General features: G+C 61.6%; 24 protein-coding genes and 1 pseudogene. 10 read left to right on the forward strand and 15 right to left on the reverse strand.

What is annotated here, in order from left to right; translation table 11 throughout:
* Positions 1–115: 115 nt before the first annotated feature.
* A complete protein-coding gene (locus tag MOQ67_RS30575) occupies positions 116–334 on the reverse strand; it encodes a DUF1289 domain-containing protein (RefSeq protein ID WP_026139803.1) in 219 nt (72 codons plus the stop codon).
* A gap of 2 nt (positions 335–336) precedes the next feature.
* The gene (cyaY, locus tag MOQ67_RS30580; RefSeq protein WP_017845168.1) at positions 337–684 is read right to left on the reverse strand and encodes an iron donor protein CyaY; all 348 of its coding nucleotides are present in this window, start codon (positions 682–684) and stop codon (positions 337–339) included.
* Between the two features lie 238 nt (positions 685–922).
* Between cyaY and lptM the strand changes: the two genes are divergently transcribed.
* From lptM to MOQ67_RS30610, 6 genes are read left to right on the forward strand one after another with little or no spacing between them, the layout of a single operon-like run.
* Positions 923–1,090, forward strand: a complete 168-nt coding sequence (gene lptM / locus MOQ67_RS30585; RefSeq protein ID WP_017845169.1) for an LPS translocon maturation chaperone LptM — start codon at positions 923–925, stop codon at positions 1,088–1,090.
* Between the two features lie 9 nt (positions 1,091–1,099).
* Positions 1,100–2,347, forward strand: a complete 1,248-nt coding sequence (gene lysA / locus MOQ67_RS30590; protein ID WP_017845170.1) for a diaminopimelate decarboxylase — start codon at positions 1,100–1,102, stop codon at positions 2,345–2,347.
* Positions 2,348–2,350: 3 nt separating this feature from the next.
* Positions 2,351–3,181, forward strand: coding sequence for a diaminopimelate epimerase (gene dapF / locus MOQ67_RS30595; RefSeq protein ID WP_017845171.1), 831 nt, complete (start codon positions 2,351–2,353; stop codon positions 3,179–3,181).
* Positions 3,182–3,194: 13 nt separating this feature from the next.
* Positions 3,195–3,911 (forward strand): DUF484 family protein, encoded by a 717-nt coding sequence (locus tag MOQ67_RS30600; RefSeq protein WP_017845172.1) that lies wholly within the window; start codon positions 3,195–3,197, stop codon positions 3,909–3,911.
* A gap of 2 nt (positions 3,912–3,913) precedes the next feature.
* Positions 3,914–4,813: a tyrosine recombinase XerC gene (gene xerC, locus MOQ67_RS30605; RefSeq protein WP_126589420.1), complete on the forward strand. Its 900-nt coding sequence runs from the start codon at positions 3,914–3,916 to the stop codon at positions 4,811–4,813.
* Complete coding sequence (locus tag MOQ67_RS30610; protein WP_017845174.1) at positions 4,810–5,505, forward strand: HAD family hydrolase; 696 nt, start codon at positions 4,810–4,812, stop codon at positions 5,503–5,505. Before xerC ends, MOQ67_RS30610 begins: the two co-directional genes overlap by 4 nt.
* A 109-nt stretch (positions 5,506–5,614) precedes the next feature.
* On the opposite strand, the gene sutA is transcribed toward MOQ67_RS30610, so the two are convergent.
* The 4 genes from sutA to glnK form a co-directional block, all read right to left on the reverse strand.
* On the reverse strand, positions 5,615–5,941 hold the full coding sequence (gene sutA, locus MOQ67_RS30615) for a transcriptional regulator SutA (protein WP_017845175.1): 327 nt from the start codon (positions 5,939–5,941) through the stop codon (positions 5,615–5,617).
* Between the two features lie 103 nt (positions 5,942–6,044).
* Positions 6,045–6,470, reverse strand: a complete 426-nt coding sequence (locus MOQ67_RS30620; RefSeq protein ID WP_017845176.1) for a secondary thiamine-phosphate synthase enzyme YjbQ — start codon at positions 6,468–6,470, stop codon at positions 6,045–6,047.
* A 212-nt stretch (positions 6,471–6,682) separates the two neighbouring features.
* Positions 6,683–8,020, reverse strand: a complete 1,338-nt coding sequence (locus MOQ67_RS30625) for an ammonium transporter (protein ID WP_017845177.1) — start codon at positions 8,018–8,020, stop codon at positions 6,683–6,685.
* Positions 8,021–8,053: 33 nt separating this feature from the next.
* Positions 8,054–8,392, reverse strand: a complete 339-nt coding sequence (glnK, locus tag MOQ67_RS30630) for a P-II family nitrogen regulator (RefSeq protein ID WP_002555808.1) — start codon at positions 8,390–8,392, stop codon at positions 8,054–8,056.
* A gap of 422 nt (positions 8,393–8,814) precedes the next feature.
* Here glnK and MOQ67_RS30635 point away from each other — a divergent pair, with 422 nt between their 5' ends.
* Both MOQ67_RS30635 and MOQ67_RS30640 read left to right on the forward strand, forming a co-directional pair.
* A complete protein-coding gene (locus MOQ67_RS30635) occupies positions 8,815–9,078 on the forward strand; it encodes an accessory factor UbiK family protein (protein ID WP_126589419.1) in 264 nt (87 codons plus the stop codon).
* A gap of 209 nt (positions 9,079–9,287) precedes the next feature.
* Complete coding sequence (locus MOQ67_RS30640) at positions 9,288–10,784, forward strand: YifB family Mg chelatase-like AAA ATPase (RefSeq protein WP_104904255.1); 1,497 nt, start codon at positions 9,288–9,290, stop codon at positions 10,782–10,784.
* Between the two features lie 384 nt (positions 10,785–11,168).
* Here the strand turns inward: MOQ67_RS30640 and MOQ67_RS30645 are convergent, their stop codons facing one another.
* From MOQ67_RS30645 to MOQ67_RS30665, 5 genes are all read right to left on the reverse strand, one after another.
* Positions 11,169–12,035, reverse strand: coding sequence for a DMT family transporter (locus MOQ67_RS30645; RefSeq protein WP_126589418.1), 867 nt, complete (start codon positions 12,033–12,035; stop codon positions 11,169–11,171).
* Between the two features lie 76 nt (positions 12,036–12,111).
* The gene (locus tag MOQ67_RS30650; RefSeq protein WP_185833416.1) at positions 12,112–12,408 is read right to left on the reverse strand and encodes a cation:proton antiporter domain-containing protein; all 297 of its coding nucleotides are present in this window, start codon (positions 12,406–12,408) and stop codon (positions 12,112–12,114) included.
* A 410-nt stretch (positions 12,409–12,818) separates the two neighbouring features.
* A complete protein-coding gene (glyA, locus tag MOQ67_RS30655; protein ID WP_126589416.1) occupies positions 12,819–14,084 on the reverse strand; it encodes a serine hydroxymethyltransferase in 1,266 nt (421 codons plus the stop codon).
* Positions 14,085–14,109: 25 nt separating this feature from the next.
* Positions 14,110–14,925 (reverse strand): YggS family pyridoxal phosphate-dependent enzyme, encoded by an 816-nt coding sequence (locus tag MOQ67_RS30660; RefSeq protein ID WP_046381660.1) that lies wholly within the window; start codon positions 14,923–14,925, stop codon positions 14,110–14,112.
* Positions 14,922–16,163, reverse strand: a complete 1,242-nt coding sequence (locus MOQ67_RS30665; RefSeq protein WP_126589415.1) for a benzoate/H(+) symporter BenE family transporter — start codon at positions 16,161–16,163, stop codon at positions 14,922–14,924. The genes MOQ67_RS30660 and MOQ67_RS30665 overlap by 4 nt, the downstream gene beginning before the upstream one ends.
* Positions 16,164–16,305: 142 nt before the next feature.
* Here MOQ67_RS30665 and pdxR point away from each other — a divergent pair, with 142 nt between their 5' ends.
* On the forward strand, positions 16,306–17,805 hold the full coding sequence (gene pdxR / locus MOQ67_RS30670) for a MocR-like pyridoxine biosynthesis transcription factor PdxR (RefSeq protein ID WP_448125536.1): 1,500 nt from the start codon (positions 16,306–16,308) through the stop codon (positions 17,803–17,805).
* 17 nt (positions 17,806–17,822) lie between these two features.
* Here pdxR and MOQ67_RS30675 read toward each other — a convergent pair whose 3' ends face one another.
* The 3 genes and pseudogenes from MOQ67_RS30675 to MOQ67_RS30685 form a co-directional block, all read right to left on the reverse strand.
* A complete protein-coding gene (locus tag MOQ67_RS30675; RefSeq protein ID WP_370737543.1) occupies positions 17,823–18,683 on the reverse strand; it encodes a methyl-accepting chemotaxis protein in 861 nt (286 codons plus the stop codon).
* A gap of 42 nt (positions 18,684–18,725) precedes the next feature.
* A pseudogene (locus MOQ67_RS30680) lies at positions 18,726–19,799 on the reverse strand (Cache 3/Cache 2 fusion domain-containing protein); the annotation flags it as partial.
* A gap of 177 nt (positions 19,800–19,976) precedes the next feature.
* Positions 19,977–20,897 (reverse strand): LysR substrate-binding domain-containing protein, encoded by a 921-nt coding sequence (locus tag MOQ67_RS30685; RefSeq protein ID WP_026139908.1) that lies wholly within the window; start codon positions 20,895–20,897, stop codon positions 19,977–19,979.
* A gap of 152 nt (positions 20,898–21,049) precedes the next feature.
* Here MOQ67_RS30685 and MOQ67_RS30690 point away from each other — a divergent pair, with 152 nt between their 5' ends.
* A complete protein-coding gene (locus MOQ67_RS30690; protein ID WP_017846029.1) occupies positions 21,050–22,453 on the forward strand; it encodes a NorM family multidrug efflux MATE transporter in 1,404 nt (467 codons plus the stop codon).
* Positions 22,454–22,503: 50 nt separating this feature from the next.
* Here MOQ67_RS30690 and MOQ67_RS30695 read toward each other — a convergent pair whose 3' ends face one another.
* Complete coding sequence (locus tag MOQ67_RS30695) at positions 22,504–24,168, reverse strand: putative bifunctional diguanylate cyclase/phosphodiesterase (protein ID WP_017846030.1); 1,665 nt, start codon at positions 24,166–24,168, stop codon at positions 22,504–22,506.
* Positions 24,169–24,423 lie beyond the last annotated feature (255 nt).

The following is a 24,423-nucleotide window of genomic DNA, read 5'->3' on the forward strand; positions in this document are numbered from 1 at the left end:
TTTTTTCTGCACAAAAAAGCAAAACCCCGCCAGGAAAAGGCGGGGTTCTCACGGACCTCGATGAGTTGAGGTGTACCCGGACACTACCACAGCACCGTAAATAAACAAGACGGGCTCAAGGCCCGACTTTGCGCCGCTCGGCCTGGGCCACGATCACGCGTCGCCGCTGATCATCGGCGGAGCGCCATTCACGGATGTCTTCCACATGGCGAAAGCAGCCAAGGCAGACTTTTGCCTCGTCCAGCCGACACAAACTGATACAAGGTGACGGCACCGCCGGGCTGACATTACTGAACAACGGCTTGGGCGGACGCACGATTGCAGGCTGGCTCACAATCAATTCTCGTCGGGGTTCAGCTCATCGAAGCCGAGCTCGACGCCGGCTTGTTCCTGAACCAGCCGCGCGAGCATTTCGCTGAGCAGCTCATCGCTGGTATCGCACTGCCAATTGCGGTCTTCTTCGTTGTAATCGAAGTGAAAACCACCGGAACGTGCCGCCAGCCACAGTTGGCGCAGCGGTTCCTGGCGACTGAAGATCAGTTGAGTGCCGTTCTCGAACTTGACGGTCAGCACCCCGGCCGAGCTTTCCAGGTCCACATCCAGGCCGCTGTCGTCGAAAATATCTTCCAGCGCGTTCTGGGTCGAATCCACCAGGTCGTGAAAACGGGCTTCGGTCAAACTCATTGCGGCAACCTCAAAAGTGTCTGGTTTTGCTCAAGCGCCGCACGATACGGACGCGCTCCGCCGATTGCAAAGGATACCGAGTTCATTACCAATGGCGGTAAGAAATATCCCCGACAAGCGTAGCCAGCTTCGCAGTTATGTCGGCAAACCCCCGCCGGACGGGTATTCCGGCGCATAGGCAAGCTGGCGGGTGGTCGGTATACTCGGGCGCAATTAATGCATATTCAAGGATTTCGCCATGAAGCGCCTGATCTCTTCCCTTGCTGCGCTCGTCGCGGTCGCTTGCCTCGTTAGTGCCTGTGGTCAAAAAGGCCCGCTGTATCTGCCCGATGACAGCAAAGACCCGAATGAACAGGCGCAATCGTCGCAAAAGCCTGCCAAAGCGCATAAGCACGACACTTACTAAGGGAACCCCATGGACGCTTTTAACTACCGGAACGGCGAGCTGTTCGCGGAAGGCGTGGCGCTGTCCGCAATTGCCGAGCGCTTTGGCACCCCGACCTATGTGTACTCGCGCGCGCATATCGAAGCCCAATATCGCTCTTTCACCGACCCGTTGAACGGCGTGCCGCACCTGGTGTGTTACGCGGTCAAGGCCAACTCCAACCTGGGCGTGCTCAATGTCCTGGCGCGTCTGGGCGCCGGTTTCGACATCGTCTCCCGCGGCGAGCTGGAACGTGTCCTGGCGGCAGGCGGCCAGGCTGACAAGATCGTCTTCTCCGGCGTCGGCAAGAGCCGCGAAGACATGCGCCGTGCCCTGGAAGTCGGCGTGCATTGCTTCAACGTCGAATCCACCGACGAGCTGGAGCGCCTGCAAGTGGTCGCCGCCGAGATGGGCGTTCGCGCGCCGATTTCCCTGCGCGTCAACCCGGACGTCGACGCTGGCACCCACCCGTACATTTCCACCGGCCTGAAAGAGAACAAGTTCGGCATCGCCATCGCCGATGCCGAGGACGTGTACATCCGCGCCGCCCAATTGCCGAACCTGGAAGTGCTGGGTGTCGACTGCCATATCGGCTCGCAACTGACCACCCTGCCGCCGTTCCTGGATGCCCTCGACCGCCTGCTGGCGCTGACCGACCGCCTCGGCGAGTGCGGCATCTACCTGCAGCACATCGACCTCGGTGGCGGCGTGGGCGTGCAGTACCGCGATGAAGAGCCGCCGCTGATCGGCGACTACATCAAGGCCGTGCGCGAACGCCTGGAAGGCCGCGACCTGACGCTGATGTTCGAGCCGGGCCGCTACATCGTCGCCAATGCCGGCGTGCTGCTGACCCAGGTCGAGTACCTCAAGCACACCGAATACAAGGATTTCGCCATCGTCGATGCGGCGATGAACGACCTGATCCGCCCGGCGCTGTACCAGGCCTGGATGAATGTCACCGCCGTAACGCCTCGCGACAGCGCAGCGCGCGCCTATGACGTCGTCGGCCCGATCTGCGAAACCGGCGACTTCCTGGCCAAGGATCGTCAGTTGGCCCTGGAAGAAGGCGACCTGCTGGCCATTCATTCGGCCGGTGCCTACGGGTTTGTCATGAGTTCCAACTACAACACCCGCGGGCGTGCCGCCGAGGTGCTGGTGGACGGTGATCAAGCGTTTGAAGTGCGTCGCCGCGAGACGGTAGCCGAGTTGTATGCTGGCGAAAGCCTGCTGCCGGAGTAAGCCATGCTGCTGCGTTTTACCAAGATGCACGGGCTGGGCAATGACTTCATGGTCCTTGACCTGGTCAGCCAGCACGCGCACATCCTGCCCAAGCACGCCAAACAGTGGGGCGACCGTCATACCGGCATCGGCTTCGACCAGTTGCTGATCGTTGAGGCGCCGAGCAACCCGGAGGTGGATTTCCGTTACCGGATCTTCAACTCCGACGGCTCCGAAGTGGAACAGTGCGGCAACGGTGCGCGCTGCTTCGCCCGCTTTGTGCTGGACAAGCGCCTGACCGCCAAGCGGCAGATTCGTGTCGAGACCAAGAGCGGCGTGATCGAGCTGGATGTCCGCAGCGACGGCCAGATCAGCGTCAACATGGGCGCGCCACGCCTGGTGCCGGCGGATATTCCGTTCCAGGCCACCGAGCAGGCCACCCACTACACCGTCGATGTCGACGGCCAGGCTGTCGAACTGGCGGCGGTGTCCATGGGTAACCCCCATGCGGTGCTGCGGGTCGACGACATCAATAATGCGCCGGTGCACGAGCTGGGGCCGAAGATCGAACATCACCCGCGCTTTCCGGCACGGGTCAATGTGGGCTTCCTGCAGGTGATCGACCGCTCCCGCGCGCAATTGCGCGTATGGGAACGCGGCGCCGGCGAAACCCAGGCCTGCGGCACCGGTGCTTGCGCCGCTGCCGTGGCCGCGATCAGCCAGGGGTGGATGGATTCGCCGCTGCTGATCGACCTGCCCGGCGGACGTTTGTCCATCGAATGGGCAGGCCCCGGCCACCCGGTGATGATGACCGGGCCGGCCACGCGCGTATACGAAGGACAGGTCCGTCTATGAGTGAGCCAAGCAAATGACCGATAAGCCTCAAGTACCCGCACAAGCATCCCCGAGCGAAAGTCTGGAGGCCGCTGCCGTCGCGGCGTACCTTGAGGCTAACCCGGACTTCTTCGTCGAACACGAAGAACTGCTGCCGGCCCTACGCATTCCCCACCAGCGTGGCGACACCGTGTCACTGGTGGAGCGGCAGATGAAGATCCTGCGCGAGCGCAACATCGAAATGCGCCATCGGCTCTCGCACTTGATGGACGTCGCCCGCGATAACGACCGCCTGTTCGACAAGACCCGTCGACTGATTCTGACACTGATGGACGCCACCAGCCTGGAAGAAACGGTGATCGCCGTGGAAGACAGCCTGCGCCAGGACTTCCAGGTGCCCTTCGTCAGCCTGATCCTGTTCAGCGACAACCCGATGCCGGTCGGGCGCTGGGTCAGCGGCGGCGAAGCGCAAACGGCGATCGGCGGCCTGCTTTCCGAAGGCAAGACCATCAGCGGCACCTTGCGCGAGCATGAACTGGACTTTTTGTTTGGCGCCGAGCAGCGCAAGCAGATCGGTTCGACCGCCGTGGTCGCCCTCAGCCATCAAGGCCTGCATGGGGTACTGGCCATCGCCAGCCGTGATCCTGCGCACTACAAAAGTTCGGTGGGCACGTTGTTCCTGACCTACATCGCCGAAGTGCTGGGCCGCGTATTACCGCGCTTCACCACCGCCCTGCGCGCGGTGCGCTGACCATGGAACGGCAACTGGACGCTTATTGCGCACACCTGCGCAGCGAGCGCCAGGTGTCGCCCCACACCCTGGAAGCCTACCGACGGGACTTGAACAAGGTCCTGGCCTACTGCGAAAAGCAGCAGATCCCCAGCTGGAAGGCCTTGGACATCCAGGGCCTGCGCAGCCTGATCGCGCGCCTGCACCAGCAGGGCCAATCCTCGCGCAGCCTGGCGCGCCTGCTGTCGGCGGTGCGCGGCCTGTATCACTACCTCAACCGCGAAGGCCTGTGCGACCACGACCCGGCCAATGGGCTGGCCCCGCCCAAGGGCGAGCGGCGGCTGCCCAAGACCCTCGACACCGACCGCGCCCTGCAATTGCTCGATGGCGCCGTCGAGGACGACTTCCTGGCCCATCGCGACCAGGCGATCCTGGAGCTGTTCTATTCTTCGGGCCTGCGCCTGTCGGAACTGACCGGGCTGAACCTCGATCAGCTCGACCTCGCCGACGGCCTGGTGCAAGTGCTCGGCAAAGGCAGCAAGACCCGCGTGCTGCCGGTGGGCAGAAAGGCCCGGGAAGCGCTGCAACTGTGGCTGCCCCTGCGCGCACTGACCAACCCGGCGGACGACGCCGTATTCGTCAGCCAGCAGGGCCGACGCCTGGGGCCGCGGGCGATTCAACTGCGGGTCAAGGTGGCCGGCGAGCGCGAGCTGGGCCAGAACCTGCATCCGCACATGCTGCGGCACTCGTTTGCCAGCCATTTGCTGGAGTCGTCCCAAGACCTGCGTGCGGTGCAGGAACTGCTCGGCCACTCTGATATCAAGACGACACAGATCTACACCCACCTGGACTTCCAACACCTGGCAACGGTGTACGACAGCGCCCATCCACGGGCCAAACGCATCAAGGGCGGCGACTCATGAGCATCAAGCTGATCACCTTCGACCTCGACGACACCCTCTGGGACAACGTCCCCGTCATCATCAGCGCCGAAGCGTCGATGCGCGAATGGCTGGCCACCCATGCCGCCAAGGTCGGCGAACTGCCCCTGGAACATTTCGCCAGCCTTCGCCAGCAGGTGCTGGAACGCCATCCCGAACTCAAGCACCGCATCAGCATGCTGCGCCACCGCGTACTGATGCACGCGTTTGAAGAGGCCGGTTATCCACAACCTGAAGCGACGGAAATGGCCGATGTGTGCTTTGAAGCGTTCATTCATGCGCGCCACCAGCTCACCGTATTCCCCGAAGCCGAGCCGATGCTGCAAGCGCTGCGCAAACACTTCCTGCTGGGCGTGATCACCAACGGTAACGCTGACGTACAGCGCGTCGGGTTGGCGGACTACTTCCACTTCGCGCTGCGCGCAGAAGACATCGGCATCGCCAAGCCGGATGCGCGGTTGTTTCAGGAAGCGCTGCAACGGGGCGGGGTGGACGCCAGCGCGGCGGTGCATATCGGCGATCATCCCGGTGACGACATCGCCGGAGCGCAACAGGCGGGGCTGCGTGCCGTGTGGTTCAACCCGACAGGCAAGGTCTGGGAAGGGGATAAACTCCCGGATGCGCAGATTCGCAGCCTGACGGAACTGCCTCCGCTGCTCAAAAGCTGGCAGTAAGTGGGAGGGGGCTTGCCTATATTGGCAGGCGGTGAGTCGTAGGAATTTGTTTCAGGCATGAAAAAGCCCGCAGCGACGGCGGGCTTTTCCAGCAAGCCAGAAGCAGACCTCAGATAGGTCGGCTGCCGTACTTGTTATCCGGCTTCTTGGGTGGATCTGCCACCACGTTGGCCTCGACTTCCTGCACTTTGCCGCCTTTAGCGAGGAATTCCTCCATCGCACGGGCCAGCGCGTCGCGCTCTTTGTTCTTGGCTTCAACACTTGGCAGCTCATCGACCGAAACAGCGGCCTTGGCTTTGCCTTTGGCAGCCGGAACAGGAACGTCATCGCCACCGTCGTCGTCAGCAACGTCTTCCGCTGCCGCCTCAAGACCTTCTTCGGTGTCGTCTTCGTCGCCTACTTCCAGTTCGTCGTTTTCCAGATCATCGTCGCTCATGTTCTACCTCATGACTTGCGAAAAGCAGATTAGTTATAGCCCAGCTTCACCATCTGTCGAAGGTCGCCGGAAAAAAATCAACATCCACCGGATAACCAGTGGCTTATGCCCCATCACCGTGCAAAGTGGCGAGGACTTTACGAGCACCGCCATGATCACGGTGCTCGCCCAGATAAACACCTTGCCAGGTCCCCATCGCCAAGCGGCCGGCCTTGACCGGCAAACTCAGCTGGCAACCCAGGAGACTGGCCTTGAAGTGCGCCGGCAGATCATCCGGGCCTTCGTCGTTGTGTTCGAACCCGGCTCGGCCTTGCGGCACCAGCGAGTTGAAAAAACGCTCGAAGTCACGACGAACCGCCGGATCGGCATTCTCGTTGATGGTCAACGAGGCCGAGGTATGCTGCAACCACAGATGCAACAGGCCCACGCGACACGCCTTCAATTCAGGCAAGCCGGCAAGCAACTCGTCGGTTACCAGGTGAAAGCCCCGGGGCTTGGCCCGCAGGGTAATCAGGGTCTGTTGCCACATACAGTTCTCCGCCCATCGGCGCGCATTCTAGCGCGCTCAGGGAAAAAACAAAGTGCCGAATACGCCTACATGCCTGTAAGACATTCGCACCCGGAAAAGCGCGGTGTGCGCGCCATCACACATGCGACGCAAAAAACCGGCACCCCGTGTCCTGACTGACAAATGCCAGACAAAAAAATGCCCGGCAAGCCGGGCATGTTTTTTTCGCCTACTTACAAGTTGTAGCCGCGTTCGTTGTGTTGTGCCAGGTCGAGGCCGACAGCCTCTTCTTCGTCGGTAACCCGCAGGCCCATGACCATATCCAGCACCTTGAGGATGATGAAGGTCACGATGGCGGTGTAGATCACAGTGAAGCCGACGCCTTTGCACTGAATCCATACTTGGGCCGCCACGTCAGTCACGGTGCCGAAGCCGCCCAGGGCTGGGGCTGCGAAAACGCCCGTGAGGATCGCACCGACGATGCCACCGATACCGTGTACGCCGAACGCGTCCAGGGAGTCGTCGTAGCCCAGCTTGCGCTTGAGGCTGGTGGCGCAGAAGAAGCAAATCACACCGGCAACCAGGCCGATCACCAGAGCGCCCATCGGGCCCACGGTGCCTGCCGCAGGCGTGACGGCGACCAGGCCAGCCACCACACCCGAGGCGATGCCCAGGGCACTTGGCTTACCGTGGGTGATCCACTCGGCGAACATCCAGCCCAGCGCCGCAGCAGCTGTAGCGATCTGGGTCACCAGCATCGCCATACCGGCAGTGCCGTTGGCCGCAGCAGCGGAGCCGGCGTTGAAGCCGAACCAACCGACCCACAGCATGGCCGCACCGACCAAGGTGTAACCCAGGTTGTGAGGGGCCATCGGGGTAGTCGGGTAGCCTTTACGCTTGCCAAGCACGATGCACGCCACCAGACCAGCCACACCCGCGTTGATATGCACCACGGTGCCACCAGCGAAGTCCAGCACGCCCCAGTCCCACAGCAGGCCACCATTACCGCTCCAGACCATGTGTGCGATCGGCGCGTAAACCAGGGTGAACCAGATAGCCATGAAGATCAGCATCGCGGAGAACTTCATGCGCTCGGCGAACGCACCGACGATCAGCGCCGGGGTGATGATGGCGAAGGTCATCTGGAAGGTGACGAACACCGCTTCCGGAAACAGCGCCGCAGGCCCGGTGATGCTGGCCGGGGTTACGCCCGCCAGGAACGCCTTGCCCATGCCGCCAAAGAAGGAGTTGAAGTTTACAACGCCCTGCTCCATGCCGGTCGTGTCAAACGCGATGCTGTAACCGTAGATGACCCACAGAATGCTGATCAGGCCAGTGATGGCAAAACACTGCATCATCACCGACAGAATGTTTTTCGAGCGAACCATACCGCCGTAGAACAGCGCCAGGCCGGGAATGGTCATGAATAGCACCAGCGCGGTGGATGTCAGCATCCACGCTGTGTCGCCGGAATTGAGGACTGGAGCAGCCACTTCGTCTGCCGCCATGGCCAGGCTTGGCATTACGATGGACAACAGGGCTCCGAGCCCTGCGAATTTACGCAGAGTCATATTGTTTTCTCCTGGGGCGTTGGGTTTGGCGGCTTAGATTGCGTCGGTATCGGTTTCGCCGGTACGGATGCGAATAGCCTGTTCCAGATTGACCACAAAGATCTTGCCGTCACCGATCTTGCCGGTGTTGGCGGCCTTGGTTATCGCCTCGATAACCCGATCAAGATCCTTGTCGTCAATGGCGACATCAATCTTCACCTTCGGCAGGAAATCAACCACGTATTCCGCGCCGCGATACAGCTCGGTGTGACCCTTCTGCCGCCCGAAGCCTTTGACCTCAGTAACGGTAATGCCCTGCACGCCGATTTCGGACAACGACTCGCGTACATCGTCCAACTTGAACGGCTTGATGATGGCAGTGACTAGCTTCATGAAAACTCTCTCCCGAATTGGTGGACTTGCCCCAGGAAAACAAACCCGTCTCAAGTCTAAGCGCAGCGCCTGGCTTTGTAACGCATCGTCGCAAGAGCAGTTGCCATTGCGACGCCAGCGAACCACTGGTGACGAAACCTGTACCCCTGATCCGTCGGCGCACTGCATTCGTCACAGCGACTGCATCAGTGCATGGGTCATGTTCGTCTAAGCAGAAACCTTGCCAGCTCCGTAAAAACCACTGAAATCAGTCCCTTGCCCACTTATGCCCACCTGCGGGGCTTTTTGGCGGGGTGATTGCGCACGAAAACGGTGCGCTACCGCCCGACACCCTGCGCGAAAAGCGTGCGCCCGAGGTCGTGGAAATGACTATAGACGCTGCGTGATACACTGCCCGCCAACAGTTTTCCGGAATATTTCCCATGCTCGCGCCCAAAGACCTCCTCGACGCCCTGAGCGGCCATGCCTCCCGCCTGTTCAGTGGCGAGATCCCGCTGCCCCGCAATGAAATCGAAAGCCAGTTCAAGGCCTTGCTGCAAAGCGGCTTCAGCAAGCTCGACCTGGTCAGCCGGGAAGAATTCGACAGCCAAATGGTGGTGCTGGCCCGCACCCGAGCACGCCTGGAAAGCCTGGAGGCGAAAGTGGCGGAGCTGGAAGCACGGTTGACCCCGGCAGCCTCCGAATAACCCCCGACCAATGTAGGAGCTGGCTTGCCTGCGATGGGATCGACTCGGTCCCTCTGATACGCCTGACCTATCGCAGGCAAGCCGGCGCTCCCACCTGTTCTGCGTCACTCTGCGGATACGTTCTGTAAAACCTCCCGCGTCCCGCTCTACCCCACCTCGTCTACCCTTGAAAAACCGCAGGAAGCGGTCCGCCCTTTCAAGGAATGAGCATGTCCCTCGCCATCGTCCACAGTCGCGCCCAGATCGGCGTCGAAGCCCCTGCCGTCAGCGTCGAAGTACACATGGCCAATGGTCTGCCATCGCTCACCCTGGTGGGTTTGCCGGAAACCGCCGTCAAGGAAAGCAAGGACCGCGTGCGCAGTGCCATCCTCAACTCCGCGCTGCAATACCCGTCCCGCCGCATCACCCTCAACCTCGCGCCCGCCGACCTGCCCAAGGACGGCGGGCGTTTTGACCTGGCGATAGCCCTCGGGATTCTCGCGGCGAGCGTGCAGGTGCCGACGCAGATGCTCGACGACGTGGAATGCCTGGGGGAATTGGCGCTATCGGGCGAGGTACGCGCAGTGAAAGGTGTGTTGCCGGCAGCGCTCGCGGCGCGCAAGGCCGGACGCAGCGTGATCGTGCCCCGGGCGAATGCCGAAGAGGCCTGCCTGGCATCGGGGTTGAAGGTGATTGCGGTGGACCACCTGCTGCAGGTGGTGGCGCACCTGAATGGGCATGTGCCGATCGAGCCCTTCAAGTCCGACGGTTTGCTGTACTTGAACAAACCTTACCCGGACCTCAGCGAAGTCCAGGGCCAACTCGCCGCCAAACGCGCACTGCTGATCGCTGCGGCAGGCGCGCATAACCTGTTGTTCAGCGGCCCGCCCGGCACCGGCAAGACCTTGCTCGCCAGCCGCCTGCCGGGTTTGCTGCCGCCGCTGAGTGAGCACGAAGCGCTGGAAGTGGCAGCGATTCAATCAGTGGTCAGCCTGGCGCCCCTGAGTCATTGGCCCCATCGGCCGTTTCGCCAGCCGCACCATTCGGCCTCCGGCCCGGCGCTGGTGGGTGGAGGGTCAAAGCCGCAACCGGGGGAAATCACCTTGGCCCACCATGGGGTGCTGTTCCTGGATGAGCTGCCGGAGTTTGATCGCAAGGTGCTGGAGGTTTTGCGCGAGCCACTGGAGTCGGGGCATATCGTGATCTCCCGCGCCCGCGACCGCGTGAGTTTCCCGGCGCGCTTTCAACTGGTCGCCGCAATGAACCCCTGCCCTTGCGGTTACATGGGCGACCCCAGCGCGCGCTGTCGCTGTACGCCGGAGCAGGTCCAGCGCTATCGCAACAAACTCTCCGGGCCGTTGCTGGACCGGATCGACCTGCACCTGACCGTCGCTCGCGAAATCACCGCGCTGAACCCGGCCCCGCAGCCCGGCGACAACACGTCCACCGCCTCGGCACTGGTAGCCCAGGCCCGGGACCGCCAGCAACAGCGCCAGGGCTGCGCCAATGCGTTCCTCGACCTACCGGGGTTGCGCCAGCATTGCGCGCTGTCGAGGCCGGATGAAGCCTGGCTGGAAAGCGCCTGCGAGCGCCTGACCCTGTCCCTTCGCGCGGCCCACCGCCTGCTCAAGGTCGCACGCACGCTGGCGGATCTGGAGCAAGGACAAAGAATTGCTCGTCATCATCTGGCGGAGGCATTGCAGTACCGACCAGCGCCCTCCACCTGAGCGCCTATACATAACTTAATCCGCTATCTGCCAGATATGATTCAACTCACATGAGCTGCTACAATCAGAGCTAAGCTATGTCCCGCCAGCTCATAAGTATGGCTCGGCACTCCGTAAAAATTAATATACTGCGGCGCAGTGCATACACTGCAATCTACATTGAAGAACTTTCTAGCCCCCTCAGAGGTGGCGAATCAGTTATCTTTATACCTCTATCAGACCCATCAGAAATCAAGTTTCCTTGACCACCATCAAAAACAAACTGAACATTTACTTCTGAAAGCCTCCGCAAAACTCTGGTATAAGCTGATTTAGGGCGTCACTCATCATTTCAATAAAAACCGCCACCACTACAGCAATAGATTAAACTTACAGAAACCTCAATCAATTAAACATATGCAAAATTATGGCCCCCATCAATACAAGTATGACACCGCAGACCTGCCAGCCTCCCAGCCGCTCCTTGAAGACCAAACAACCTAATACCGCCGCTATTCCACCCGAAAGCGTGCTAATTACGGTAACAACAGATACTGAACCATTAATAGCCCCCCAAGAAAAAGCGGAAAAACCACCTAAATTAAGTAAACTAGCCATACCTAACAAGCCAACATTTTTGGGGGACGGCAATTTAAGTCCAGCATCCAATTTAATTACTATAAAAAACAACACGAACAGTCCTACGGCGTAACCCAGCCACAGCATGGTAATTGGGCCTAATACTGGAAGCGTATATTTCCCTTGTATCCAAAAGCTTGTGCCATACAGAATTGCCGCTGCAAGACCAAAAAATATTGACACTCTATTTTGGCGTTTTATATTCACGTCAGCACCCACATGGATGCTTGTAAGCAAGACTCCAATGACACAGATTAAAATACCGGCGAACTGGCTAAAAACAATAACATCTCCACTAGCCCAGGCTAGCGCGGTGGTAAATACACCATAAGAGGTTATCAGCGGTGCAATAACTGCGGTCTTCCCGAGCGCAAACGCTTTGGAGAGGGCTAGAGCACCTGCAACAGTGCATACCGCAGCGGCTAGCCCCAGCCCCCAAATTACCGAAGACGCTGACAGCGACTTGATAAAATAGAATGGGTAAAGCAATAACAGAATGCTCATCAACACAAAACCTAATGCCTGGCCAAAAAAAACAGCCCTTTTTACGCCGACAGCACGAGCATTCAACCCTACAAGAAAATCAGTGCCCCCCCAAAACAACGCGGCAACAAACCCCATAATCACATCCATTACTGTAGTCCCCTTCCCACCCCGTTAAATTATTTTTATGTAATTAGCAGAAAGTAGTCGAGATTCGACAAAAAAGTCAACTTCTCACTTTTACAGCGGCGTTTCTCCTGCATAACTCAGCAAAAAATGTTAGCGGCGACTGAGTCAACACAACCGATAAAAGTGCGACAACTAGGAAAATACCGTAGGCATTTTCCGAAAAAATCCCAAGTTGCAATGCGATACTCGATCTTACAAGTTCGAAGAGTCCTTTCGTATTCATCAGTAACCCGACCTCCATGGCTATGGTCGGACTCAGCCCGCAGATTCGACCTCCTAAATATATGCCAATCACTTTTCCGAGAAAACCACTGACTAAAAAACACCTAGCCACAACCAAGTATCAAGTTGCAAGAATAGCCAACACTGGCCTGAAGCCCAAAATAGTCAAAAAATAGAGGCCTGAAAAATATATGCTCAAAATTCCCGATAGTTCGTATCCAAGTACGCTGAAGCGCTGAGACCTTGCAAGATACATATGCCGCGATTACCAAACCTATGGGTTGATGGAACCCTAACTCTGAGGCTACCTCATCACTCGCCAAACAATAACAAATCACAACAATTAGCTGGATGCCATTATTTATCTCAGTCAGTCGTTCGCAGTGAAAGGTGCATTGCCAGCGGCGCTGGCGGATCTGGAACACACAGACAGCATCCGCCGCAGCCACATCGCCGAAGCCCTGCAATACCGCCCCTCAGCTTCCAGTCAGGTCGACAGCGCCAACGTTTAGAAGGGAAAAGTCAGCGATAAACCGGGTGTCGGCGGCACAGCGCAATCACCTGTTCACGCACCTGCAGCGCAACGTTATCGCTCTCCCCGCGTTGCAGGGCGTCCAGTACATCGCACAGCCAAGCGGCCAGTTGCTCGCACTCGAACACGCCGAAACCGCGGGTGGTGACGGCCGGCGTGCCGATGCGCAGCCCCGAGGTGACAAAGGGGGAGCGCGGATCATTGGGCACCGAATTCTTGTTGGCGGTGATGCCGGCGTTGCTCAAGGCCGCATCGGCGTCTTGGCCGGTGTAAGGCCGGTCGGACAGGTCGATCAACATCATGTGGTTATCGGTGCCACCCGAGACAATCCTGTAACCGCGCCGCTGCAACACGGCCGCCATGGCCCGGGCATTGACCACGACCTGAGCCTGATAGGTTTTGAACTCGGGCCTCAAGGCTTCCTTGAAGGCCACCGCCTTGGCGGCAATCTGATGCATCAACGGCCCGCCCTGAACACCCGGGAACACCGCCGAATCGAGCTTTTTGTAAAACGCTGCGTCCTGGCCCTTGGACAAAATCAACCCGCCTCGCGGGCCACGCAAGGTCTTGTGCGTGGTGCTGGTGACCACGTGGGCGTGCGGCAACGGGTCCGGGTATTCGCCAGCGGCGACCAAGCCGGCGACGTGAGCCATGTCGACCCAGAAAATCGCACCGACCTTGTCGGCAATCGCCCGCATGCGCGCCCAGTCTTTGTACCGCGAGTAGGCCGAAAACCCGCCGATCAGCATCTTCGGCCGCGTTTCCACAGCGATGCGCTCCATCTCGTCGTAGTCGAGCAAACCCGTCTGCGGGTCGAGCCCGTAAGGCACGATGTGGTAATGCCGGCCCGAGAAGTTGGAGGGATTGCCGTGGGTCAGGTGGCCACCCTGGGCCAGGTTCATGCCCATCACCGTATCGCCGGGGTTGATCAAGGCCAGGAACACCGCGGCGTTTGCCTGGGCGCCCGCATGGGGCTGCACGTTGGCGTAATCGCAGTCGAACAGGGCCTTGACCCGTTCGATGGCCAGGCGCTCGGCCACATCGACGTATTCGCAGCCGCTGTAGTAGCGCTTGCCGGGGTAGCCCTCGGCGTATTTGTTGGTCAGTACCGTGCTCTGGAGACTCATGACCAGCGGGCTGGCGTAGTTTTCGGAAGCGATCAGCTCGACATGGTCTTCCTGACGGCGCTCCTCGTTATGAATCGCCTCACACAGCTGCGGGTCGAAGCTTTCAAGTGTCAATGTTGAGTCGTACATGATGAACAGGTCCTTGCTGGAAAAGTCAGGTCGTTGACGGTTGATCGGCGCTCGGCCAGTAGTAGTCATCCGGCATGGCGCGGGCGCCGAAGATGGCCTGGCCGACGCGGACAACGGTCGCGCCTTCCTCGATGGCAATCTCGAAATCCCCGGACATGCCCATCGACAATTCCTCCAGGCTGACGCCCGCCGGGGCGTGATCGCGCAGGCGCTCGCGCAGTTCGCGCAGCCGCACAAAGCACGGGCGCACGCGGGCCACATCGGCCGAAAACAGCGCCAGCGTCATCAGCCCGCGAACGCGCAAGGCCGGGAACGCTGGCAGGGCCTGCAGAAAACCCGCGACGGCGTGCGGCTCCAGGCCGTATTTGCTGGCTTCCCCGGAGGTATTCACCTGCACGAACACATCCAGTTGGCGCCCTTCGATCTGCAGGCGACGATCCAGCGCCTCGGCCACTCGCAGGCTGTCCAGCGCCTGGAACTCACTGGCAAAGCGCGCGACCTGCTTGGCTTTGTTGGTTTGCAGGTGGCCGATCACCGACCACTGCAGATCGGCCAGATCGCTCATGGCCTGCCATTTGCGCTGGGCTTCCTGCACCTTGTTCTCACCCAGCAGCCGACAGCCCGCCGCATACGCCAGGCGCAGGTGCGCCTCGTCAAAGGTTTTGCTGACCGGCAACAAGCGCACGCTCGCCGGGTCGCGCCCGACCCGCCCACAGGCACTGGCGATACGTTGCTGTACGGCCGCCAGATTGCGCCGGAAGTCCTCCACGCTGGTGGCCTGCGGGTAACGCCCGTGACGCGCATGCAGGGTGGCGCTGGCTGGCGGTTCGGCGCGCATCATTGGGCCGCTCCCTTGGCCGCCGCCACCGCCTCGGAAGCCGGCGCACGGCGCCGTGGCAAGCGGCCGTTGAGCAACGCATACGCAGCCAACCCGATCAACAACCCCCAAAACGCGCCGCCGATCCCGAGCAGGTTGATGTTGGCGGCGCACGCCAGAAAGGTGATCAGCGCGGCTTCACGCGACCTGATGTCCGCCATCGCGTTGGCCAGGCTGGCGCCGATGGTGCCCAGCAGGGCCAAGCCGGCCAGCGTGGTGATGAATGCCGGCGGGAACGCCATGAATACGGCGGCCAGCGTTACCCCGAACACCCCGACGAGGATGTAGAACACCCCAGCGGCAACCCCGGCGACCCAGCGCTTGGACGCGTCCTCCGAGGCTTCCTTGCCGGTGCAGATGGCCGCCGTGATCGCCGCGACGTTGAACGCGTGCGAGCCGAACGGCGCCATCAGCAGCGACCCCAACCCGGTCACCGTCAGGATCGGGTTGGCGCTGGTCTTGAAACCATCGTTGCGCAACACCAGCATGCCCGGCATGTACTGGCCCGTGAGGGTGATCAGAAACAGCGGCAGCGCCACACTGAGCAACGCATTGAGCGAAAACTCGGGCCGGGTGAATACCGGCGCCGCCAGTTGCAGGGACAGGCCCGACAAGTCCACCCGCCCCTGCACCAGCAGGAATCCCAAGCCCAGCAGCAGAATGCCGACGACCGCGTAGCGCGCAGTAAAGCGCTTGAGCCCGACATAAGCGGCGATCAACACGCCGACCAGCACCGGGTCGAGGCTCATGCCACCAAACGCGCCGATACCGAACTGCAGCAGAATCCCCGCCAGCATGGCCGCCGCGATACCCGACGGAATCAGCCGGATGACTTTTTCGAAACAGCCGGACAGCCCCAGCAGCACAAACGCAGCGGCTGAAACCATGTACGCGCCGACCGCCTCGGCGTAAGGCGTGGCAGACAGCGCGACCACCAGAAACGCCGCAGCGGGGGTCGACCAGGCGGTGATGATCGGCTCACGGCTCACCCAACTGAGAAACAGCCCGGTCACCCCCACGCCGATCGATACCGACCAGACCCACGAAGCCGTCAGCTCGGGGCTGAGCCCGGCCACCTTGGCCGCCTGGAACACCAGAATGAACGTACCGCCATAATTGACGATGACTGAAATCAGCCCGGCCACGATGGGGTGCAACAGGTCGCGCGGGCGCAGCGGCGACGGCGATATTGACGAAGACATAGGGACTTTGCTCCTTGCCAAACGAGGGGTTGAGCCTCGCGTGATGGGTCATTGGCCGGCGTGAAGGCGGTGGCACAGGTGAAAGTCTACGGATAGACTGGCCTGCTATTACCGGCCAATTCTTCAGGGCGAGGCAGACCGCATGGCGAAATCCTTCGAGCTGGAAACCCTGCAGATGCGCCTCAACGACGCGCAATTCCAGCAGTTGGGCCTGCACCAGCGAATTCATCGCGCGCTGCGCGCCTTGATCCTCGACGGCGCACTCTCGCCGGGCCTGAAGCTGCCGGCGACGCGGGTGTTGGCCACGTCGTTGGGGGTCGCGCGCGACACGGTGGAGAACGCCTACGTGCAGTTGCACCGCGATGGTTTTATCGTGCGGCGCGAAGGCTCCGGCAGTTACGTGTGCGAGGCCATCGGCACCGAATTGCGCGGTGCCTCGCGCCGCCGCATCAAGGCGCAGGCCGTCAAAACCAGCCAGGCCGCACCGGGCGCCGGCTTGAGCCTGCGCGGGCGGATGATCCTCGACAGCGGCGGCGTGAACGATCAACAGGTGATCAAGGCATTCGCCACGGGCCTGCCCGAAACCCGCTCGTTCCCGACCGATGTGTGGGAGCGCCTGCAGCGCCAGGTGATGAAGGACTATCGCAGCAGCGTGCTGTTGCACGGTGACCCGCAAGGGGCCGAGTCGTTACGCAAAGCCATCGCGACGTACTTGAACCTTGAGCGTGGGGCCAAGTGCTCGCCCGACCAGGTCCTGGTGCTGAGCAGTACGCGCCAGGCGCTGTTTCTGTGTGCGCAACTGCTGGTGGACGTCGGCAAACCGATCCTGCTGGAAAACCCAGGCTACTACGGCGCCAGGAAGGCCTTCGAAACCGCCGAGGCCAAGGTCGTGCCCATCGATGTCGATGCGGCGGGCATCCGCACCGACCTGCTGCACGCCGACCGCAGCGGCGCCCACTGCGTGTATGTCACGCCGTCTCATCAATACCCGACCGGCGCCACGCTGACCCTGGAGCGGCGTCTGGAGTTGATCAACTGGGCCGCGGAAAAAGGCAAATGGGTCATCGAAGATGACTACGACAGCGAGTTCCACTACGAAGGCAAACCCACGGCCTGCGTGCAGGGCCTGGACAAGTACCAGCGCACGCTGTACCTCGGCACCTTCAGCAAGACCCTGTTCCCCGGCCTGCGCATGGGCTACATGGTGCTGCCCCCGGAACTGGTCAAGGCCTTCACCTATGCGCGCAGCATGATGGACGGCCACACTCCGCAAATCCTGCAACTGACGCTGGCGCGCTTCATGGAGGACGGGCATTACAACGCCCATGTCCGGGCGATGCGCAAACTCTACGCCGGGCGCCAAGCCATCATGCTCGACGCCATCGGCAAGTACCTCGGCGATGTGGTCACGGCATGCCGGCCCCAGGGTGGGCTGCAAATCCCTTGCGTGCTGCATGAGGGGTGGTCGGAAGAAAAAACCATCCGCCAGGCCGCCAGCGCGGGTGTGCAACTGTCCGGCCTCAGCCGGTTGTATGCCGGTGCGGCCACGCAACAGGGATGGTTATTGGGCTACTCGTCCCTGACCGCCCATGAAATCGAAACCGCCATGCAGCGCCTGGCTAACGCGCTCAAGGCACGTTAGCCGTTCCAGGCGCGCCTTCAACGAAACCGATCGACCTCTTGGCGCAAGCCTGCCGCCAGCGTCTCCAGCTCCTTGGCGGTAATCGCCAGGTTCGACACCACTTCGCGTTGCTCGCTGTTGGCCAGCGCAATGCTCTGCAGGTTGCTGCTCAGCAACGTCGCCGTGCTGCTCTGCTCCTGGGTGGCGGTGGTGATCGCGGCGAATTGCTGCCCGGCCGAGCGGCTTTGCTCGTCGATGCGTGCCAGGGCCGACGCCACGTCGGCGTTGCGTGACAGGCCTTCCTGCATCAGCGTATTGCCCTGTTCCATGGTGCTGATGGCGTTACCGGTTTCCTGCTGGATGCTTAGGATCATCCCGGAAATCTCATCGGTGGCCTGGCGAGTGCGCGAGGCCAGGTTGCGCACTTCGTCGGCGACCACCGCAAACCCACGGCCCTGCTCGCCAGCGCGGGCGGCTTCGATGGCGGCATTGAGCGCCAGCAGGTTGGTCTGTTCAGCGATCGAAGTGATCACGCCGACAATGCCGCCGATTTCCTGGGAACGCTGGCCCAAGGTGTTGATCACCGTGGCCGTGCTGTTCAGGGCGGTGGCGATGTGTTCCAGGGACGACGACGCCTCCTGCATCGAGTTGCGGCCGATGCGGGTCTGCTGGGCGTTTTCCTGGGCCAGGCGTTCGGTGTTGCCCATGTTGTCGGCGATGTTCAGCGAAGTGGCGCTGAATTCCTCCACCGCGCCGGCCATGCTGGTGATTTCGCCGGACTGCTGCTCCATGCCTTCATAGGCACCGCCGGACAAACCGGACAACGCCTGCGCCCGGCCGTTGACCTCTTCGGCGGCCCTGCGGATGTGCGACACCATGGTCGACAGCGCTTCCCCCATCTGGTTGAAGCTGCGCGCCAGTTGGCCGATCTCGTCATGGCTGGACACGTTCAGGCGCGCGCTCAAATCACCGCCGCCCAAGGCTTCGGCCTGGCGTACCAAGTCGCTCAACGGCGCCAGTTTGCTGCGCAACAACCACACCGTTGCGCCCACCGCCAGCAGCATCGCCAGCATGCTGCCGATCACCAGGCGAATGCCCACCGACCACGTGACCGCGCGGATCTCGGCTTTCGGCATGCTCGCCACCACCGACCAGGGGCCGCCGGCAAACGGCACCGAGACGCTGTAGAAATCTTCCTGCTTGTCGCTCCAGAAGCGGCCTTTGCCGGGCGCCTTGGCCAGGTCCAGCATCACCGGCACAGCCTGGTCCGGCGCCTGCACCCCGGCCGGCGGTACCAGCCAGTGTTTCTGCTCATCCAGCAGCGCCAGCGAACCGGTCTGGCCGATACGGAAGCGCTTGAGGTTGGCGAACTGGGCATTCTGCTCATCGGTGTAGTCGAAGCCGATGAACAGCACCGCGATGACTTTGCCGCTGGCGTCGCGCACCGGGCTGTACTGGGTCATGTAGGAGCGATCGAACAGCACGGCGCGGCCGATGTACGTCTGCCCACCGACCACCCGCGAGTAGGCCGGCCCCTGGCGATCCAGCACCGTGCCGATGGCACGGCTGCCGTCCTGCTTGGTCAAGGACGTGCTGATGCGGATAAAGTCGTCGCCGCTGCGCACGAACACCGTGGCCACGCCGCCGGATATCTGCTTGAACTCGTCGACGTCACCGAAGTTGTTGTTCAGCAGCGCCTTGCCCAGGTACAGGCTCGGGGTCTGCACGCCGGCCACGGCGACCGGCTGATCCGCCTGCACACTCAAGCCGGCGCCGAAGCGTTTTTCAAACAGCCCGCTCAAGCGCTGAGTGCTCTCGCGCAAGGTGCCGTGGAAGGTACTGAGTTGATCGGCCAGCAGCCGCGCCTCGCTGGCCAGATGTTCTTCCCGGGTATCGAGGTTGGCGGAGTCGAGGGAACGCAAGGCAAAAACCGTACTGCCGCTGATGACGACAGCCAGAATCACGGCTAACGCGAGGCCTAGCTGGGAGGCGATCCGAGCACGAGGTTGAGACATGACAGCTCCTGGCCGAGGCCTGGATCATCCTGATCTCATAGCGTTGCTCGGCAAATTATCTGGTGAGATTCGTTGGTGCACGATAGTTCCAACACCCCTACTTCGGCGGCGCCGGGCAATACTTGAGCGAAGTGCAGGGGTATCACGCAAACGATTGCTCTCTCACGCTGAAGCGATTCAATCGAGACGCTCGACGACAGGCAACACCATGGCCTGCACTTCGCCCTGCAGAAACTCCGCCAGCCGGCGCAGACGCTCGCCGCCCGGGCGGGTTTTCGGCCACACCAGGTAATAATTTTCCCCACTGGCGACGGCCGTCGGCCACGGCAGGCTCAAGCGCCCCTGGGCCACGTCTTCGGCGACCATCAGCAGATCGCCCATGGACACACCGTAACCCCGGGCGGCGGCGATCATGCCCAGCTCCAGGGTATCGAACACCTGCCCGCCCTTGAGCGACACCTGGGCGGACAGCCCCATACGCTCCAACCAGTTACGCCAGTCGCGGCGGTCGGGTGTGGGGTGCAGCAACTCGGCGCTGGCCAGGCGATTGACGTCCCATGGGCCGTCGCTTAACAAATTGGGCGCGCCGACTGGAATCAACAGTTCCGGGAACAGGTAACTGGCTTCCCAATCCGCCGGAAAGTGCCCGTCGCTCAACAACACCGCGCAGTCAAAAGGCTCCTGGTTGAAGTCGACTTCATCCACGCTCATCCACGCGCTGGTGAGCTGCACTTCGTTGCCCGGCTGCAAATGCCGGAAACGGCTGAGCCGCGCCAACAGCCAGCGCATGGTCAGGGTCGAGGGTGCCTTCATCCGCAAGATGTCATCTTCGGCGTTCAAGGTATGACAGGCCCGCTCCAGCGCGGCAAAGCCCTCGCGCACCCCGGGTAGCAACAGGCGTGCGGCCTCGGTGAGCTGCAGGTTGCGCCCGCTGCGCAGGAACAGGCGGCAGGCGAAATGCTCTTCGAGGGTGCGGATATGCCGGCTCACCGCACTTTGGGTGATGGACAGCTCCTGCGCCGCACGGGTGAACGAGTTGTGTCGGGAAGCGGCCTCAAAAGCCCGTAGCGCATAAAGCGGAGGAAGACGACGAGACATAAGGAAAGCTCCGACAGCACGATGCTGAAACCCTACCAGAATCAATCAGGCATGAGTTTTAATCATGCGACCAATCGCTTTTATCCCTTTGTGCAATGAGCTGAGAGCGCCGAGAATCGACCTTCTCCCCCTCCTCCGAAAATTTGAGCGTGATGATCATGCAACATCCGGCACGTACCGAACTCTGGGCCATTCTGCGGCTGTCAGGGCCGTTGATTGCCTCACAGTTGGCGCACATGCTGATGGTGCTGACCGACACCCTGATGATGGCCCGCCTGAGCCCCGAGGCCCTGGCCGGCGGTGGCCTGGGCGCGGCGAGCTACTCGTTCGTGGCGATTTTCTGCATCGGCGTGATTGCTGCCGTGGGCACCCTGGTCGCCATCCGCCACGGCGCGGGCGATATCGACGGCGCCACCCGCCTGACCCAGGCCGGGCTGTGGCTCGCCTGGCTGATGGCCTTGGCGGCGGCGCTGCTGCTGTGGAACCTCAAGCCGGTGCTGCTGATGTTCGGCCAGACCGAAACCAACGTGGACGCGGCGGGGCAATTCCTTACGATCCTGCCGTTCGCCCTGCCCGGCTACCTGAGTTTCATGGCCCTGCGCGGCTTCACCAGCGCGATCGGCAAGGCCACACCGGTGATGGTGATCAGTCTCGGCGGCACAGTGGTCAACTACCTGCTCAACCACGCGTTGATCGAGGGCATGTTCGGCCTGCCGAAACTCGGCTTGATGGGCATCGGCCTGGTCACGGCCATCGTCGCCAATGGCATGGCGCTGGCACTGATGGCGTACATCCGCAGCAACCGCGCGTACTCGGCCTACCCGCTGAGCGCAGGCCTGTTGCGTCTGAACACCCACTACTTGCGCGAGCTGTGGCGGCTGGGCCTGCCGATTGGCGGCACCTACGCGGTGGAAGTCGGGTTGTTTGCCTTCGCGGCGCTGTGCATGGGCACCATGGGCAGTACGCAATTGGCGGCGCATCAGATCGCGCTGCAAATCGTCTCGGTGGCGTTCATGGTGCCGGCGGGGATGTCCTACGCGGTGACCATGCGTATCGGCCAGCACTATGGCGCCGGGCAACTGCTGCAGGCGCGCATGGCGGGGCGTGTCGGCATCGGCTTTGGCGCGGCGGTGATGTTGGGATTTGCCGCGGTGCTGTGGCTGTATTCCGATCCGCTGGTCGGGCTGTTCCTCGACCATAACGACCCGGCATTCCACGAGGTGATCGTGCTCGCCGTCAGCCTGCTGGCCGTGGCGGCCTGGTTCGAGCTGTTCGACGGCGTGCAGACCATCGCCATGGGCTGCATCCGTGGGCTCAAGGACGCCAAGACCACCTTCCTGGTGGGCCTGGGTTGCTATTGGCTGATCGGTGCGCCAGCGGCTTGGTGGATGGCCTTCACCCTGGGCTGGGGGCCGACCGGCGTGTGGTGGGGCCTGGCGCTGGGCCTGGCCTGTGCGGCGATCAGCCTGACCTGTGCGTTCGAGGCGAAGATGAAGCGCATGATTCGGCAGGAGCCAGACGCTCAACGCTCATTCCATGCCGCGCAGACCGACTAGAAGTCTTGCGCGGTTGAAATGTGGGGGTGGGTTGGCAAGAAAAGGATGAGCTAGCCCAACAAAGCCTGCTGGTCCTTGCCGAACGTCAGGTAGTCCACCAACTCCGGCAATGGCAGCGGTTTGCTGATCAGGTAACCCTGGGCCTGGTCGCAACCGAACAAACGTAACAGCGCCAGTTGTTCCGCGGTTTCCACGCCTTCGGCCACCACTTCCAGGTTGAGGTTGTGGGCCAGGTTGATCATGGCGTGGACCAGCTTGCGGTTTTCTTCACGCTCTTCCATGCCGCCGACGAAACTCTTGTCGATCTTCAACAAGGCAATCGGCAGGCTGTTGAGGTGGACGAACGATGAGAAGCCGGTGCCGAAGTCGTCGAGGGAAAAGCGCACACCGAGGCGACCGAGGGCGTCCATGGTCTGCTTGACCAGGTCACTGCGGCGCATCACGGCGGTTTCGGTCAGCTCGAATTCCAGCCACTGCGCATCCACCCCGCGCTCGACAATCAGCCGGCTGAGGGTCGAGAGCAGTTGGCTATCCTGGAACTGGCGGAACGACAGGTTGACCGCCATATGCAGCGGCGGCAGGCCGCGTTCGCGCAGGTCCTGCATGTCGCGCAGGGCCCGGGAGATCACCCAGTAACCCAGCGGTACGATCAACCCACTCTGTTCGGCCAGCGGCACGAATTCGCTGGGCGGCAACAGGCCGCGCTCGCCGTGGCGCCAGCGCACCAGGGCTTCGAGGCCGACGATATGGCCGTCGTCCAGGTCGAGGCGCGGCTGGTAGTGCAGTTCCAGTTCGTCGCGACGCAGCGCGCGGCGCAATTCGCTTTCCAGGTCGGCCAGGCTGCGGGCGTTGCGGTTGATGCGTTCGTTGAAGATATGAAAGGTGCAGCCCTGGGTGCTTTTGGCTTGCTGCATGGCGATATGGGCATGCCACATCAACGGGTCGGCGCCGGCACGCGCGCGGGCATGCGCGACGCCCAGGCTGCAACCGATCAGCAGGCTCTCGCCATCCACCCAATACGGTTCGGCCATGGCTTCGGTGATGCGCTCGGCCATCCATTCGGCACGCTGGGGCGCGCGGCGGGTGTCGATCAGCAAGGCAAACTCATCGCTGCCCAGGCGCGCCAGTTGGTCGCCGGCTTCGAGCTGGCTCTTGAGCCGCGAGACCACTTGCAGGATCAGCCGGTCGCCGGCCTGGTGGCCGAGGGCATCGTTGGCGTGGCGGAAGTTGTCGAGGTCCAGGTGGCCCAGGGCCAGGCCGCGCCCTTCGTTGTCTGCCAGGCGTGCGGCCAACAGGGTCTGGAAGCCCTGGCGGTTGGCGATACCGGTCAGCGGGTCTTGTTCGGCCAGGCGCTGCAAGGTGTTTTCCAGCACGCCACGTTCGCGCACATGGCGCAGGCAGCGGCGCAGGGTGTCGGCGTCCATGGCAAGACGGATCAGCCAGTCACTGACTCCCAGGGGCGCCACCAACGGCTCCTGTTCCAGCAACAACACGCACGGCAAGCTGCAACGGCCCGGGCCGGGTTGCAGGTTGGGCGTGGTCAACAGCACGGCGCTGTGGTCGTCATCGAACAGACGACTCACCGAGTCCCAGTTGGGCGCGCTGATCAGCACAGCCCCGTCGCCCATCGGCACCAGGCACTCGCGCAACAATGCTGCCCACTCAGGCGTATCGGCCAGTAGCAGCAAACGCAAGGGTTCGACAGGCGTGGACAAGCTAGCTCCCTAGACTCTGCAAGATTTCGTTGGCGGCAAGTATTATGACGTCAGGTCGAGCATTCACAAATGATAAAAGTTATCAAATACGAGCAGTACGCACAAAAGTCGCAAATACCCCCACATCCTGCGGCAAAGTAGCAAAAGCGGCAAATTTAGATCGAGTGGTACGTCACACCGTCGATCCAAGGCAGCAGAATCTCACCAGCCTGTTAAAATGCCCGCCCTTTTGAACAACGACTCCCTGAACTCTGT

It is taken from the genome of Pseudomonas sp. LY-1 (genome assembly GCF_053502595.1).